Genomic DNA, 14,992 nt, shown 5'->3' with positions numbered 1-14,992 from the left:
GGTGTCAGAGCACCTCCACGGCGGGACCGGAGAGCCGGTTGCGGCAGTCGAGTACGAAGGAGGCGTGCTCGGTGATCATCGGGTAGTCGAAGGAGTCGTGGTCGGTGAGCAGGACGACCACGTCGGCGGCGGCCAGCTCCTTGCGGGTCGGCTCGACCCGCACGAGGCGGGCGTCGACCTTGAGGCCCTCCACGACATGGGGGTCGGCCGCGCGCACCTTGGCGCCCATGTCCAGCAGCAGCTGGGAGATGCGTACCGCCGGCGACTCCCGGGCGTCTCCGGTGTTCTTCTTGTACGCCAGCCCCAGCAGCAGGATCCGGGAGCCGTTGACCGAGCGGCGCTTCGCGTTGAGTGCGTCGATGACGCGGCGCGCGACGTACTCGGGCATGTGGCCGTTGATGTCGTTGGCCAGCTCGACGAAGCGGAAGTTCTGGCCGAGTTCGCGCTGGACCCGCCAGGACAGGTACGACGGGTCGATCGGCAGGCAGTGTCCGCCGACCCCGGGGCCCGGGGTGAACTTCATGAAGCCGAACGGCTTGCTGGACGCCGCCTCGATGGCCTGCCACACGTCGATGTCGAGGTGGCGGGCGAACATGGCTATCTCGTTGACCAGGGCGATGTTCACGTGCCGGAAGGTGTTCTCCAGCAGCTTCGCCAGCTCGGCCTCCTTGGGCGAGCGCACCGGCACCGTCTTGTCGACGAGGCCTCCGTAGAAGGCCTCCACGGCCTTGAGCGAGGCGGCGTCCACGCCGGAGACGACCTTGGGCGTCTGCTGGAAGCCCCAGACGGTGTTGCCGGGGTCGATCCGCTCCGGGCTGTAGCCGAGGTGGAAGTCGGCTCCGGCGGTGAGGCCGGAGCCGTCCTCCAGGATCGGGCCGAACAGTTCCTCGGTGGTGCCCGGGTAGGTGGTGGACTCCAGGACCACGGTCGCGCCGGGCCGCAGGAAGCGGGCCAGCGTGTGCGCAGACTCCTCGATGTAGCGCAGGTCGGGGGCACCGTCCTGTAACGGGGTCGGGACCGTGACGACCGCGATGTCGAAGCCGCCGCAGTCGCGCGCGAGTTCACTGGGCTGGTAGGAGCCGCGCTCCAGCGCCCGGGTCAGCCGTTCGGAGGAGACGTCCTCCACGTACGACTCGCCGGCGGCGAGGCTCTTGACCCGCCGGGCGTCCACGTCGTACCCGACCACTTGGTGTCCGACCTCGGCGGCCCTGATGGCCAGCGGGAGGCCGACGTATCCCTGTCCCACCACGACGACGCGCATCAGTGACTCCTGTTCGCGGAACCGGCAGACGGTATGGCAGACGGTGTGCGGCGGATGAGTTCCCGGACCGTCATGAGGAGGAAGGCGGTGTTGGTGGTGAGGTAGCGCTTCCCGAGGCGGCGCGGCTCCTGCAGGGCCCGGTAGAACCATTCGAGGCCCATGCGCTGCCAGACCACGGGGGCCCGTTTGGTGATGCCGGCCAGGATGTCGAAGGAGCCGCCGACGCCGTGCACCACGTGGGCGCCGGTGCGCTTGCCGTAGCCGGCGGTGAAGATCTCCTTCTTGGGCGAGGTCATGCCGAGGAACAGCAGCCGGGCGCCGCTCTCCGCGACGGCGTCGGCGACCGCCGCCTGGTCGGCGTCGTCGAAGTAGCCGTTCCGGCTGCCGGCCACGCGCAGGGCCGGGAAGCGCTCGGCGATCCGGCCGAGCATCAGCTCCAGTACGTCCGGCCGGGCTCCGAGCAGGTAGACGGGGACGTCCGCCGTCTCGGCGGCGGCCAGCAGCCGCATGAACAGGTCGATCCCCGCCACCCGTTCGGGCAGCCGGACGCCGAGGACGCGGCCGGCCCACACCACGGCCTGGCCGTCGGCCAGGACGAGGTCGCAGCCGGATACCGCCGCCGCGAGACGGGGGTCGCGCCGCATGTTGACCAGCTTGGCGGCGTTGACCATGCCGATCTCGATCTGTTCTCCGCGCCGTACCGCATCGAGGCAGCGCTGCACGGTCTCGTCCATGGTCAGCGCGTCGAGCGTGACCCCGAACAGGGTCTGGCGGGATGGCCGGGACTGTCGGTGGGTCATCTCCCGGGACCCCCGAGCCAGGCGTGGAGCAGCCAGCCGAACTCGTACGGCCTGCACTCGCGGTCGATCACGACGGGGCGGAAGATCCGGTCGAGCGGCGCCAGTCGCGCCTGCGGGGCCACCTTGGTGGTGACTCCGCGGGCGGCGCGGACGGCCTTGGCCGGGTCGCCGCGGTAGACCTTGCGCCAGGTGACCCCGTACCGGTCGAGGATCATGGGCTCGCGTGGGGTGCCGTCGGGCCCGCTGATCTCGGGCACGTCCGTCATCCAGCGCAGCCCCCGGCGGATGGCGGCGCCGAAGTCGGAGCCGCCCGCGTCGGCCAGGTCGAAGAGGGCGGTCGGGGCCATGGCGTGCTGGTGCACGCTGTAGACGGGGTAGCCCTCCACCACGCCGCCCGTGCGGGCGTCGTAGTGCCACCACCACTGTCCGCCGTCCCCCTGGAGTTCGCAGATCCGGGCGGCGCAGGCGTCGGCCGCCGCGAGGGCCTCCGGGTCCGGCCCGCTCGTGTGCAGCCGGGCCAGCGCCTGGAGCGGATAGGTCTGGTCGGCGAAGCAGGCCACGTGGGAGCGGTACCCGGGGACCAGGCCCGGCCCTGTGGCGTGCGGGAACAGCGGGCTGCCGGCGGCCCTGGCCGCCAGCAGGCGGTCGCGGGCGGCCGCCAGACGGTGCTCCACGTCCGCCGAGGTACGGGCCGCGGCGAGGGCGGATAGCACCCAGGACGCCTCGACGGTGTACTGCGGACGTCCGGGGACGTCCAGCGCGGCCACCCGCGCGAGGGCGTCCGCCAGCTTCGGGTGCCCGGTCTCGGCGGCGGCCCAGGCGATGAGCGCCGCGTCGCCGAGGTTCGTCACCACGGGCAGCCGTTCCACCAGCAACCCCGTGTACTCCTCGACGCTGTGTCCGCCGAACAGGGCGCGCTGCCGCTCCTCGGGCAGGAACCGCGCCCCCAGCGCCGTGATGGCCGCGTACCGGGTGCTGGTTCCGCGCCCCTCCACCCGGCGGATGCCGTCGGAGGTGACCGTCCCCACCCGGGTGAACACGAAGGTGTCGGAGCCCGGCAGGTACATGTCTGGCAGTCCCGCCTCGGCCAGCGCGAGCAGCCGCTCGGCGAGCGCGTGCAGCGACGGGTCCTCGTGGGCCAGTGCTTCTAATCGTGCGGCGGTCACCGGGTCCCCACCCCGGTTCCCTGTGTGCTGCGCGCACCTCGTATGCCCGAGCTGTACGGCTCCAACACACCTACCCCCTCTGATCGCTCCTCGGACAGACCTGGCGGTCGTCGTTCCGCGGAGGGGACTGCGCATGACGGCGCACGTGCCGGCGGTGTGATCCCCCCGATGGCACGAACCGTCCAGGGCCGCCCACTGGTATCCCCCCAGCGATGCCCCGGACCGGAGCAGGCGCGAACGGCAGCGTCGGGCGGGCGCGATGATGCGCCGTCCGTCACCTGGTCCGCGATGCCCTCGTCGTGTACAACCCCCCACTGAACAAAGCCTGTTGCCTGCTCAGATCCCGTGTACAGGGACAAGGTATGCCCAAGGATGTTCGTTGATTGTGGTTTTGAGGAAATGCCGCTGACCCAAATTGCCGACGTACCGTCAGGTCCGCTCGAGCAGGGTTCCGTCCTTCTCCTCGTGCAGCGCACCGGTGCGCGGACACTCCCACACGCCCGGCTCGCCCTCGCGCTCCACCAGGCGGACCCCGGCCCGGCCCACCCAGCCGATGCGGCGGGCCGGTACCCCTGCGACCAGTGCGAAGTCCGGTACGTCCCGGGACACCACCGCACCGGCCGCGACCAGCGCCCACCGCCCGATGCGTACCCCGGCCACACACACCGAACGGGCCCCCAGCGAGGCCCCCTCGGCCACCACGACACCGGCGGCCTCCCAGTCGCCGCCGCGCTTCTGCCGGCCGTCGGGGTCGACGGCCCGCGGATAGAAATCATTGGTGAGCACGGCGGCCGGGCCGATGAAAACCCCGTCGCCGAGTTCGGCGGGCTCGTAGACGAGTGCGTAGTTCTGCAGCTTCACGTTGTCGCCGATCCGTACGCCGGGCCCGACGTACGCCCCCCGCCCCACGATGCAGTCGCGCCCGAGCCGCGCGTCCTCCCGTACCTGCGCCAGATCCCAGATCGTGGTCCCGTCCCCGAGTTCGGCCGTCTCGTCGACCTGGGAGGAGGGTTGAATGCGGACACTCACGCGGCGGTCCCCTTAAGGCTGGAGGTACAGACGTAAGGGGGGAGCATATGTGCCGCCGGGTCGGCCCACGGGGAGATCAACCGACTGTTCACGCAGCGGACTTGGGGTCCCGGACGGGGCGGTGGACGACGAGGGTGCCGTACGCCGAGAGGGCAGTGGCCGGATCGCCGGGGGTGCCGCGCAGGGTGCTGTCGAGGAAGGCGAGGCTCGCGGCGGCAGTGATGCGTGGGCCCGCCGCGTGGTCCAGGGAGCCGGCGAGCGAGGGGAGGGGCGGCAGGTACAGGGGGGCGTCGGTGAACGTGAGGTGCGCCGCTCCGGGGACGGTGAGGCGGTAGCTCGTCGCGCTGCCGAGGCCCAGGACGCGGGTGAGGCGTGGGATGTACTACGGGTCGGTATCCGGGCCGATGGCCTGGGTGAGTGCGAGCACCGGCTGGGGGAAGGGCTGCGGCGCCGGGTCGTGGGGAGCGCCGTCCAGGTCGATGACGGCGGCGAACCGGGGGTCCTGGCGGGCTGCCTGCAGGGCCGCGGCGCCGCCGAGGGCCGACCGCGACGACGCGGCCGGTGTCGAGGTGCCCGGTGAGCGGGCCGGCGATCTCGCCGCTGTGGATGCGGGCCAGCTGGGTCCGTACGAAGCCGAGATCCGCGGCGCGGACCGCCGTCCAGCCGGCCGCCCGCTTCTCGTCCCCGGCGTCATCGCCCGTCGCCCGTCGCCGAGACCTTCGTACGGATCGTGAGGCCGTCGGCGAGCACGCCGAGCACCGCCCCGGCCGCCACGACGACCGCCGGCGCGGCGAGGCTGACCTGCCCCCGCAGCCGGAGCGGAAGCCACCGCGCCAGGACCAGCGCGACTGCTCCCAGCACCAGGAGGACCTCCCACGGGGACATCTGCACATGTTCGCTCATCGTCTTCACGTCGCCATCGTCGACCGGCGTCCGGGCCGGCATGGGTGCGGCACATCCGAAATTCTTCTTGTCATATGCCTGTCGCGTTGCGCGTATCCGTGCATATGGTGTGGCTCCGGACCATCCCGGGCACACGGCCCTCCCGCACTCCCCACGGGAGGGCCGTCGTGCTGTCTGCGGCCTCCGGGAGCGGTTCGGTCCACCAGCCGCAGGGCTCCGACGGTGGTCGCGCCACGCAGTCATGCCGCGCCCGGGCATCATCCCCACCGAGCGGACTTCGTCGACAACCGACGCAACGAGGGGCGAGCGGCACCTCGGGCTCCGGGCGCAGGTGCCGGGGTGCCGTGTGCTCGCCCACCGAGGAGGTACCGACCGTGGAACGGACCACCCGCAGCGATCACGACGCGGCGTTGAACGCCCGGACATGGGACGTCATCGTCAGCAGCCGCAACCCGACGGCCCGGCCCTTGGACTGGCTGTTCCGTCCGGCCCCGGGACCGGGGCCCGAACTGCTGGGTGACGTACGAGGCGCCACGGTCGCCGAACTCGGCTGCGGGCAGGGCCAGCACCTGGCGGGCCTGGCCGAGTACGGGATCGACCGGGGCATCGGCATCGACGTGTCGCCGGTCCGCCTCGGTGACGCAGCGTTCACGTTCGCCGACGTGGACCAGGTCGAGTGGTGGCTCGGCGACGCCGTCACCGCGGCCGCGCACCTACCCGACCTCGACGTCGCGTTCTCCGTCTTCGGGGCCATGTGGTTCGCCGATCCGCAAGACCTGCTGCCCGTCCTCGCCCGACGCGTCCGAATCGGCGGCCGCCTCGTGTTCTCATGCCTCACCCGGTCGCCGGGGATGCCCGAGGGGCGCCGCCGGTTGCTGGTGCGCACCGGTCCCGCCCGGTCCATGTGGACCGTCCGGCACATGTACTCCGTATCCGGCTGGGTGCGCCTCCTGGCCGAGCACGGCTTCACCACGGACCGGGTCATCAGGCCCACGGATCCGGTGAACTCCTTCTGGGGCACCTGCGTCTTCGCGGCACACCGGTCCCGCTGAGGGCCTGCCGTCAGACGAGGTGCTGCACGCCGTCCACGGTGGTGGGGCGTGTTCGGTTGTGGACGCCGCCGTGGCGAGCGTTCGCGAGCGGTGGTCCCGGCGGCTTCATATGAGGAAGTCGAGCAGGATCTGGCGGCTGGTCTGGGAGGTGAGGCTGCCGTAGGCGTCGTCGAAGGCGTGCTCGGCGAAGGGGAGTATCTTCACCTGGGCGTCCACGCCCTGGGCGCGCAGTGCGTGGGCGAAGTCGGTGACGGTCTCCGGGCGGGTGCTGCGGTCGCGGTCGCCGACCACCAGCAGGGTGCGCGGCAGGCCGGAGCGTATGTCCGTGGTGGGGGAGACCTCGCGGTAGCGCTCGGGGTATTGCTGCGGCGTGCCGCCGGTGAAGAGTTCGGCCGCCTCGCGGGTCCCGGCCGTGTCGTCCTGCCACATCCGGGTGACATCGGTGCCGGGGTAGAAGCCGACGACGGAGGCCGGGGGCCTGGGCATGGCGCCGGCGCTGGGCGTGATGGTGCCTGCCCGGAGCCGGTAGGCGGCGTTCATCGCGAGAGTGCCGCCGGCGGACATGCCGCCGAGGGAGATCCGGGAGGCGTCGATGCCGTACTGCTCGGCGTTCTGCTGGACCCAGCCGAGGGCGCTGACCAGGTCCTGCGGGGCCTCGTTCCAGGCCGGGTGGCCAGGTGCGGCCAGGCGGTAGTCGACGGCGACGACGACGACACCGTGGTCGGCGAGCCAGCGGCCGGTGCCCCGCAGGTCGCTCTTGTCGAAGGTGTGGAACCCGCCGGCGTGCGCGAGCACGATGGCCGGCGCTTTCCCGGCCGGATTTCCGGTGCTCTGTCTCGGGAGGTAGAGGTCTGCCTTCAGGGGTCTGCCGTCAGGGCCTGCGTACGTGGTCGTCGTATCCGGTGCGGTGTCGGGGTACCCGAGCCCGCTGAAGATCTGGCCGAAGGAAACCTCCGTGCCGGCCTGCCGGGCGGCGGCGAACTGGATGCCGCCCATGGTCAGCGCGCCGGCGCTCGACAATGCGGTGATCACGGTCACCGTGCGGCCCCAGCGGACCAGACCGCTGCGCCGGGCCAGGACGCCAAGACCGAGACCGAGCAGGGCGATGACCGCTATGTGGAAGGGGTATTGCCCGCCGAGCACCGGGCCGATCACACCCGCCTTCGGGATCGCCAGCAGGTACGCCCCGAGCACGATCGCCGCAACCAGGAAGGCCAGGAGCGAAGCGATCAGGGCGACGGCCACGCGGCCGACCCGCTTGAGCGGGCCGGGTGCGGGGCTGCCAGGTGTGGAGCTGGCGGGGGCGGCCCCTGTTGTCGGTGTCGGGATACTGCGTAGGGACATGGCGGTGCTCCTGCGAAGTGCGAGGCGTGTGGGTCAGGAGGCGATTGCGGCCTCCTTCTGCTGCCTCACCAATGTCGCTTCCGGGGGCCGTCCCGTGCGTCCCCCGGCGGAGCCAACGTCCCGCGTAGCTCTTGAGAGGGACGCTGCTGAGTACGGGTGCGTCACAGGCTGCTGGTGCCCGGAGTGACCAGCCCGTTCTCCCACGCGAGGACGGCGGCTTGAGTGCGGTCGCGCAGCTGCAGCTTGTGCAGGATGCGGCCCACGTGGGTCTTGACGGTCTCCTCGGCGACGGCCAGCCTCCCGGCGATCTCCGCATTGGACAGCCCCTGGGCGATCTGCGTGAGCACCTCGTTCTCGCGGTCCGTCAGTGTGCCGATCCGTACCCCGGTCGGAGCCTTCGGGGTACCGCTCGTGCGGGCGAACTCCGCGATGAGCCGCTTCGTGAGGCCGGGAGACAGCAATGCCTCGCCGCGGGCCACCACCCTGACGGCCTCGGCGAGTTCCAGCCCCGAGGCGTCCTTGAGGAGGAATCCGCCGGCCCCGGCGCGCAGCGCCGCGTACACGTACTCGTCGAGGTTGAACGTGGTCAGGACCAGGATCTTCGTGTCCGATCCCGGGCGGGAGGCGATCCGGCGGGTCGCCTCGATGCCGTCGAGGCCGGGCATGCGGATGTCCATCACGATGACGTCGGGCAGCAGGGCGTCGGCCTTGGCCACGGCGTCGATGCCGTCCTGGGCCGTCGCGACGACCTCGATGTCGCTCTGGGCGCCGAGCAGGATGGAGAACGCTTCGCGGACCATGGCCTGGTCGTCGGCGATCATCACGCGGATCGTCACAGGGAGGCTTCCTTGTCGCGGCTACGGGAGGGGGCGGGCAGGCTCGCCGCCACGGCGTAACCGCCGTCGGGAGTGGGGCCGGCGGTGAAGGCCCCGCCGAGTATCGCAGTGCGCTCCCGCATGCCGGTCAGTCCGTGTCCGGCGCCGGCGGACGGCGTAGCGGCGTGCGTCGCAGGCGAGTTGACCACCCGCAGGCTCAGCCCGGCGCGGGTGAACAAGAGCTCGACCGCGGCCTCGGCGCCGGGCGCATGCCGCAGCGTGTTGCTCAGCGCCTCCTGCACGATGCGGTACGCCGACAACTCCACGCCCGGCGGCAGCGGCCGGCGGGCGCCTTGAACCCGCGCGGTCACCGGAACGCCGGCGCTGCGCACATTGGCCAGCAGTGCGTCCAACTGCGCCAGCGAGGGCTGCGGGGTGGTGCCCTCCGGGCTCTCGCCGGTGGTGTCGGACCGCAACAGGCCCAGCATGCGGCGCAGTTCGGCCAGGCCCTCCTGCGCGTTCGCACGTATCGCCGCAAGCTCCTTGACCAGCTCCTGGGGAGGATCCTGAACCCGGTACGGAGCCGCGTCCGCCTGGATCGAGATGACCGACATGTGGTGGGCGACCACGTCGTGCAGCTCGCGTGCGATGCGGGCTCGCTCCTCCAGCACCGTACGCAGCGCCCGTTCGTGTGCCGTGACGGCGATCTGCTCGATGAGCCGCGCCCGGTCCTCGCGGCGGCCACGTGCGAACGAGCCGACGAGCACGGCCAGCGAGAACAGCGCGCAGACACCGGCGAGGAACGTGAAGGACCCGACGGTGTAGCCCGCCGCCTTCAGCCAGAACGCCGGCACGGCACTCAGCAGAGCGGCCACGGCCGCCGAGGACACCGGTATGCGCAGGGAGAGAAGGAAGAGAGCTCCGGCGTGCACGGTCCACGACCACAACTGATTGTCGTAGGTGGGGGGATGGCCGATGGCTATGCCCGCGGTGAACGCCAGCGACAGCCACCACGCCGGCACCGGCCGGCGCAGCCCCACCACCAGCATCGCCGCATGCGCACAGGCCAGGACCCTGGCGGTGAGATCCGCGCCGGTGGCCGAAAGGGCCCCGGCGCCGAGGACGACCAGGACCTGCGGCAGCCACCGCAGCCACTGCGGCCAGGAGACGGGCGGCATGGGCTGGGCGCGGGCGGTCCACAGGTCCGCCCGCAGGCCACGGAGCGTGAACCGGCCTGCCGCAGCCGCGGCATCGGGCCCGGACATCAGATCACTCCTGGTCACGGCGTGCTTCCTTCGCCGTGCCACAGTGGTTCCTCGGGGCGTGCGCAGTTCACAGGAGTTCCTTCCAGCCGTTCATCCGCACACGAGGTTACGGAGCCAAACCGCTGCCGGCGTCCCGCCACGGAGCCGCATCGGCGCGTAGCTCTCCAGAGCTACGAGGGTGTGCCTCCTGCTCGCCAAGCCGCTAAGCCGCCAAGCCGCCAAGCGGTACGGCACTGACAAAAACATCTGGCAGACCGGGGAGAGGGCCCGTATGGTCATCGCGATGATGACTCACACCGCTCACAGAATGGGGGTCCCGTCCGCGCAAGGTGAGTGCTGATGGCCACTCACACCGCGAACGAGGAACTCCCTCTTTCCCTCCGGCACCTTTCCCTCTGGCTGCGCGTGCGCGAGTTCGCCGTGCCGCCGTCCATGATCGAGACTGCGACCGCCCGTCGCCTTGCCGGTGACTGGGCCGGGGCGTGTGCCGCCGCAGGCATAGACGTCGATCTCAGTCTGCGTGCCGCGGCGCGTACCCACGGGCGTGAACTCGCGGCCCGGATCCGGTCCGATCTCCGCCACCTGGCTCCCGACCTGCTGCGCTGGCACATGCCCAGGATCGCTCCTGACGGACTGCTACGCCCGGGCCTGACCATCTCCCTGGCCCGGTACGGCAACCCCGGGCCCGGCGCCGTACGCCCGGTGCACCTCGTGGCGCGGACGCTGCCGGCGTGGGCGGACGCCGGTCAGCGGATCAGCCTCGCGCTCTGGGACGGATCCCACGACGATGCCGGCGCCCGCCGTCATCCGCATCCGCACCCCAACCCCCGGTTCCGCCTCGACCTGCACCGCCACCTGTGGGACGCGCGCAGGACCGATGAACTCCGGATCCGGTCCGGGGCCGAGCCACTGCCCGGCGACGGCGCCCCCGTACCGGACCCGGCAGTGCTCGGGCTCGTGCCACAGGGGCGTCGCTGCGCCGTCGACCGTTGGGCGGCCGAGGCGGGGATCCTGCTCGGGACCGACGGGTGTTCCACCCGCACCTTCACCGTACGGCTCGGGTCCCGCAAACGACTGGACCTGGACCTCGTCGCGGGCGGGGACGGTAGCGGCGGCACGGACACGGAGGAGAGCGGGGGCGCCAACGAGCCGCCCGTACCGAGGATCTCGGCGGCGTCCACGCATCCCGGCGCCTGCCCGCCCCCGGTCCTGCCCGACGCGGCGACCTGGCTGCTGCCCGACCTGGAACTGCTCCGCACCGGTTCCATCGACGCCGGTCGGCTGCACCCGCTGGTCGCGTCGGCACTCGTACCCGATCGTGCGCCGAACGCCCCGTCCCGGATTCCGGACCGGGCCGCCCAGCCGCATCTCGTCGAGTGCCGGGGAGCCCGGCACCGGATCGGCCTCGTCGACGGCGTACTGGCCCCGCTCGACCACGACCCGGCCGAGATCCGCCGGGAGGAACTGCTGGTTGCCCTGACCGGCACACCGCTGCCCTGCCTGCAGGCGATCGACGAGGCGCACCGTCGTCCGGACTGCCTCACCGGCGTACGCGAACGCCTGGACCACGGCGACACCGCCGGTGCGCTGGCCGTCGTCGAGAGCCTGCTGGGCCCCGACGCGCTGCTGCGCGACGGCGCCCTCCGGGACGAACTGGAGGCGGCCGCGCGGCAGCGGATCACGTACGGGCTGTTCAGGGCCGGCCTGACCGGCCCCGGACCCGACCGCATCCGCCCGGGCCCCCGCCGCCCCCGCGGGCACCGCTCGCATCCACGTCATACGGCAGGGCGCTGACCCGCGGACCGCACTCCGTACCCGCCCTTCCCGCCACGCACGACAAACCCACAAAAGGTGATCGAACATGCCCGCATACGCCCCATTCGCCGTACGCAGCACCCCCGCCGGCCCGGCCGACGACGCCTCCCAGCTCGACGTCGCCGGCGACCTGCTGGCCCTGCTCCGCGACACGACCACCGAACCGCGCCCCGACACGCAACTCGAGGCCCTGACCCTCGCCGTGGCCGCCGACCTGCCCGTCCTGCTGTGGGGCGAGCCCGGGATCGGCAAGACCGCGGCCCTGACCCAGCTCGCCGCGTCGCTCGGCCTTCCCCTGACCACCGTGATCGCCAGCGTCCACGAGCCGTCCGACTTCTCGGGCCTGCCCATCATCGGGGACGACCCCGCGGAACAGGGCGTTCCGATGGCCCCGCCGGACTGGGCCGTGCGGCTCGTACGAGCCGGCCGGGGGCTGCTGTTCCTGGACGAGCTGTCCACCGCGCCGCCGGCCGTTCAAGCCGCCCTGCTCCGTCTCGTACTCGAGCGGCGGATCGGCGCCCTCCAACTGCCGCCCGGGGTCCGGATCGTGGCCGCGGCCAATCCGCGGTCCTCGGCGGCCGACGGTTGGGAACTGAGCCCGCCGCTGGCCAACCGTTTCGTCCACCTCCAGTGGACCCACGACCACGACGTCGTCGTACGCGGCCTCGGCGGGACGTGGCCCCGGGCCACCCTGCCGCGGCTCGACCCTTCGACGCTGCCGCAGGCCGTGGACTTCGCCCGCCGCGCGGTGTGCGGGCTCCTCGCCGCCCGCCCCGGGCTCGTACACCGGCTGCCGAGCGGTGAAACCCGCCGCGGCGGCCCCTGGCCGTCACCTCGGAGCTGGGAGATGACCCTGAGCCTGATCGCCTTCGCGACCGCCGCCGGCTCCTCCCGGGACGTGCTGTCCCTCCTGGTCAGGAGCACGGTGGGAGACGGCCCCGGACTGGAACTGCTGGCGAGCCTGGACCGGATGGACCTCCCGGACCCCGAGGTGCTGCTCGCCGATCCGGCGGGCGCGGTTCTGCCCGAGCGGGGCGATCTGCGCCAAGCCGTGCTCGACGGCGTGGTGGAAGCGGTCCGCAAGCGCCCCGACCAGGCGCGCTGGGACGCGGCATGGGCGCTCCTGGTCCGGGCGCTGGAGACGGGAGCCCCGGACCTGGTGGTCGTCCCCGCGTCCACCCTCGCCTCGCTGCGACGCGAGGAGTGGGACGTGCCGGCCGCGATCGAGCGGCTCGCCGGTGCGGTGTCCCTCTCCCGGCGGGCGGACCACGCGGCCGCCCGGGCCGCGGCCGACGCGTCGGGCCGGCGATGACGGGGGAGACACCGCGGGCACTGGACCGCGGCAAGCTCTTCGCCGCCCGACTGCACGCAGCCCGGGCCCGGCCGTACTTGGCGACCGCGCTGTTCGCCCTGCACACCGTGGAGTCGCGGCGGGTACCGACGATGGCCGTCGACCGGCACTGGCGGTGCTACGTCTCACCGGCGTTCGTGGACCGCATGCCGGTGGAGGAACTCGCCGGGGTGTGGGTGCACGAGGTGTCCCACCTGCTGCGCGACCACCACGGCCGCGGTGACCGGGTCGCACGGGAGCGCGGACTGCACGGCCCGGGGGAGCGGCTGCGGATGAACATCGCCGCGGACTGCGAGATCAACGACGACGTCTTCGGCGACGGGCTGGTGCGGCCCGAAGACGTGGTCGATCCGCTGTCCTTGGGGCTGTCCGAGGGGCAGCTCATGGAGGACTACCTGCGCCAGTTCACGCTCGGGCCCCGTACGCAGCACATGGCCTGGCTGGACTGCGGCAGCGGCGCCGACGGTCTGGAACGGGAATGGGACCTCGGGGAGGACGGCGCGCACGGACTCAGTGAACAGGAACGCGACGCGGTCAGGTTCCGGGTGGCGCAGGGCATCAGGGGCCGTCCGGGGACTGCCTCGAAGGGGTGGAAGCGGTGGGCGGAGGAGGCCTTCCACCCGCCGCAGCCGTGGCGGGAGTTGCTGGGAGCGGCGGTCCGTTCGGCAGCCTCCGGTTCCGGCGCGGGCGAGGACTACTCGTACGGCCGCCCGTCGCGGCGCTCGGCCGGGCTGCCCGGCGCCGTTCTGCCGAGCCTGCGGCGCAGGCCGCCCCGGGTCTGCGTGGTCATCGACACCTCCGCTTCGGTCAGCGACGCCGAGCTGGGCAGCGCGCTCCTGGAGGTCGCCGCGATCACCCGTGCCGTGGGCGGCCGTCGGGACCTGGTCACCGTGGTGGCGTGCGACGCGGCGGCCCGGATCGCCCACCCACTGTGCCGTGCCGGGGGAATCGCACTGGTGGGGGGTGGGGGTACGGATCTGCGCACGGGTTTCGCGAAGGCACTCCGGGCGGGCGCCCGGCCGGACGTCATCGTGGTCCTGACCGACGGGCAGACCCCCTGGCCCAGCACACGACCGCCGTGCCGGACGGTGGTCGGCCTCTTTCCCCGACCTCAGTCGTGGGACGAGGACGATCCCGACTACGTGCCGGACTCGCCGCCCGCGTGGGCCCGCGTGGTCGCCATCGGATAGGCCTCCTGCCCATCGAGCGTCTCGGGACGGCTCCGGATCCGACACGGAGCCCGCCCGGCCGGTACAGGGGAGCGACACGGGGCTCGCTGCTCTTCCGGCGCTGGAGCCCTGACCTCGCGTACGGTCGGGGGACGCCCCGCCTTGGGCCGTGCCGTCAAAGCAGCGTCCGCCGAGGGAACGTGCTGCGCACCTCGGTCGTCTACAGTTCCGTGGACGTTTCCGGGGCTGCACTCGGCAGCCGGTCGGGAACCGTCCTGGGCCCTCACCCCTTCACCGCACGGGAGTTGTTCCCCATGGCAGCCTCTCCCCCGGGCGCCAGGCCGCCGCGGCCGCCCCGGATCGCCCCGCGATGAAGACCGGCCAGGCACCGTCGCCCACCCGCCGGGCCTTGGCCGCGGTGCTGTGCGCCGCACTGTTCGTACTGCTGACCGCCCTGGTCGTGGCCCGGCACGGCACCCCGTACCCCCTCGACGAGAGCTGGCACCGGTGGTCGGTGCAGCACCGCCCCGCGGTCGCGGTGGCGTTTGCGCGCGGCATCACGGCGACCGGCAGCGGCCCCGTCCCGTACGCGTGCGCCGTCGCCGCCGGGCTCATCGCGGGCCGGGGTACCCGCGGCCGGGTGCTGACCGCCGCGGGCGCACTCGGCATCCTGGTGCTCGTCCAGGCCGTGCGCCACGCCGTCCTGTACGGCGTGGCGCGGCCCCGTCCGCCCGTTGCCGACTGGGCCGCGCTCGCCACGGGGTTCGCCTTCCCCTCCGGACACGCCACCACCTCGGCGATCGTGGCCGGGCTGCTGGCCTGGGCCGCATGGCGTACGGCGGCTGCGGCCACCGCCCGGTTCTACTGGGCCCTGGCGGCCTGCTGGGCGATCGCCGTCGGCCTGAGCAGGATCTACCTCGGCGTGCACTGGCCCACGGACGTCCTCGGGGGCTGGCTCTACGCCCTGACCTGGCTGACCGCCGCCGGGGCCGTGGTCGCGGCGAAGCGTGTGTGATGTGACA

Annotated in this window: 13 protein-coding genes; 5 read left to right on the top strand and 8 right to left on the bottom strand. The window is 72.6% G+C overall.

Going from position 1 to position 14,992, the window contains the following annotated elements:
• Nucleotides 1–4: 4 nt before the first annotated feature.
• The 5 genes from ACZ5WG_RS22445 to ACZ5WG_RS22425 all read right to left on the bottom strand — a co-directional run bounded on the left by ACZ5WG_RS22445 (nucleotide 5) and on the right by ACZ5WG_RS22425 (nucleotide 5,168).
• The gene (locus ACZ5WG_RS22445; RefSeq protein WP_468725374.1) at nucleotides 5–1,261 is read right to left on the bottom strand and encodes a nucleotide sugar dehydrogenase; all 1,257 of its coding nucleotides are present in this window, start codon (nucleotides 1,259–1,261) and stop codon (nucleotides 5–7) included.
• Nucleotides 1,261–2,061, bottom strand: coding sequence for a WecB/TagA/CpsF family glycosyltransferase (locus ACZ5WG_RS22440; RefSeq protein WP_468725373.1), 801 nt, complete (start codon nucleotides 2,059–2,061; stop codon nucleotides 1,261–1,263). Before ACZ5WG_RS22440 ends, ACZ5WG_RS22445 begins: the two co-directional genes overlap by 1 nt.
• Nucleotides 2,058–3,227, bottom strand: a complete 1,170-nt coding sequence (locus ACZ5WG_RS22435; RefSeq protein ID WP_468725372.1) for a hypothetical protein — start codon at nucleotides 3,225–3,227, stop codon at nucleotides 2,058–2,060. The genes ACZ5WG_RS22440 and ACZ5WG_RS22435 overlap by 4 nt, the downstream gene beginning before the upstream one ends.
• A 429-nt stretch (nucleotides 3,228–3,656) precedes the next feature.
• The gene (locus tag ACZ5WG_RS22430; protein ID WP_468725371.1) at nucleotides 3,657–4,256 is read right to left on the bottom strand and encodes an acyltransferase; all 600 of its coding nucleotides are present in this window, start codon (nucleotides 4,254–4,256) and stop codon (nucleotides 3,657–3,659) included.
• Nucleotides 4,257–4,946: 690 nt separating this feature from the next.
• Nucleotides 4,947–5,168 (bottom strand): hypothetical protein, encoded by a 222-nt coding sequence (locus tag ACZ5WG_RS22425; RefSeq protein ID WP_468725370.1) that lies wholly within the window; start codon nucleotides 5,166–5,168, stop codon nucleotides 4,947–4,949.
• A gap of 365 nt (nucleotides 5,169–5,533) precedes the next feature.
• Here ACZ5WG_RS22425 and ACZ5WG_RS22420 point away from each other — a divergent pair, with 365 nt between their 5' ends.
• On the top strand, nucleotides 5,534–6,211 hold the full coding sequence (locus ACZ5WG_RS22420; protein WP_468725368.1) for a class I SAM-dependent methyltransferase: 678 nt from the start codon (nucleotides 5,534–5,536) through the stop codon (nucleotides 6,209–6,211).
• 105 nt (nucleotides 6,212–6,316) lie between these two features.
• On the opposite strand, the gene ACZ5WG_RS22415 is transcribed toward ACZ5WG_RS22420, so the two are convergent.
• The 3 genes from ACZ5WG_RS22415 to ACZ5WG_RS22405 all read right to left on the bottom strand — a co-directional run bounded on the left by ACZ5WG_RS22415 (nucleotide 6,317) and on the right by ACZ5WG_RS22405 (nucleotide 9,653).
• A complete protein-coding gene (locus ACZ5WG_RS22415) occupies nucleotides 6,317–7,555 on the bottom strand; it encodes an alpha/beta hydrolase (RefSeq protein WP_468725366.1) in 1,239 nt (412 codons plus the stop codon).
• A gap of 161 nt (nucleotides 7,556–7,716) precedes the next feature.
• Complete coding sequence (locus tag ACZ5WG_RS22410; protein ID WP_468725537.1) at nucleotides 7,717–8,376, bottom strand: response regulator; 660 nt, start codon at nucleotides 8,374–8,376, stop codon at nucleotides 7,717–7,719.
• Nucleotides 8,377–8,387: 11 nt separating this feature from the next.
• The gene (locus ACZ5WG_RS22405) at nucleotides 8,388–9,653 is read right to left on the bottom strand and encodes a sensor histidine kinase (RefSeq protein WP_468725365.1); all 1,266 of its coding nucleotides are present in this window, start codon (nucleotides 9,651–9,653) and stop codon (nucleotides 8,388–8,390) included.
• A 321-nt stretch (nucleotides 9,654–9,974) separates the two neighbouring features.
• On the opposite strand from ACZ5WG_RS22405, the gene ACZ5WG_RS22400 reads away from it, so the two are divergent.
• The 4 genes from ACZ5WG_RS22400 (at nucleotide 9,975) to ACZ5WG_RS22385 (ending at nucleotide 14,985) form a co-directional block, all read left to right on the top strand.
• Nucleotides 9,975–11,429, top strand: coding sequence for a hypothetical protein (locus tag ACZ5WG_RS22400; protein WP_468725363.1), 1,455 nt, complete (start codon nucleotides 9,975–9,977; stop codon nucleotides 11,427–11,429).
• 67 nt (nucleotides 11,430–11,496) lie between these two features.
• Nucleotides 11,497–12,762 carry an AAA family ATPase gene (locus tag ACZ5WG_RS22395; protein ID WP_468725361.1) on the top strand — a complete coding sequence of 422 codons (1,266 nt, stop codon included), beginning with the start codon at nucleotides 11,497–11,499 and terminating at the stop codon, nucleotides 12,760–12,762.
• Nucleotides 12,759–13,991, top strand: coding sequence for a vWA domain-containing protein (locus ACZ5WG_RS22390; RefSeq protein ID WP_468725360.1), 1,233 nt, complete (start codon nucleotides 12,759–12,761; stop codon nucleotides 13,989–13,991). The genes ACZ5WG_RS22395 and ACZ5WG_RS22390 overlap by 4 nt, the downstream gene beginning before the upstream one ends.
• A gap of 349 nt (nucleotides 13,992–14,340) precedes the next feature.
• Entirely contained in the window at nucleotides 14,341–14,985 is a 645-nt protein-coding gene (locus ACZ5WG_RS22385; RefSeq protein ID WP_468725359.1) for a phosphatase PAP2 family protein, read from the top strand.
• Nucleotides 14,986–14,992 lie beyond the last annotated feature (7 nt).

It is taken from the genome of Streptomyces sp. NPDC032745 (assembly GCF_055579465.1).
The sequence above is the reverse complement of the archived record's forward strand: the minus strand, read 5'-3'. Positions and strand labels throughout refer to the sequence as shown.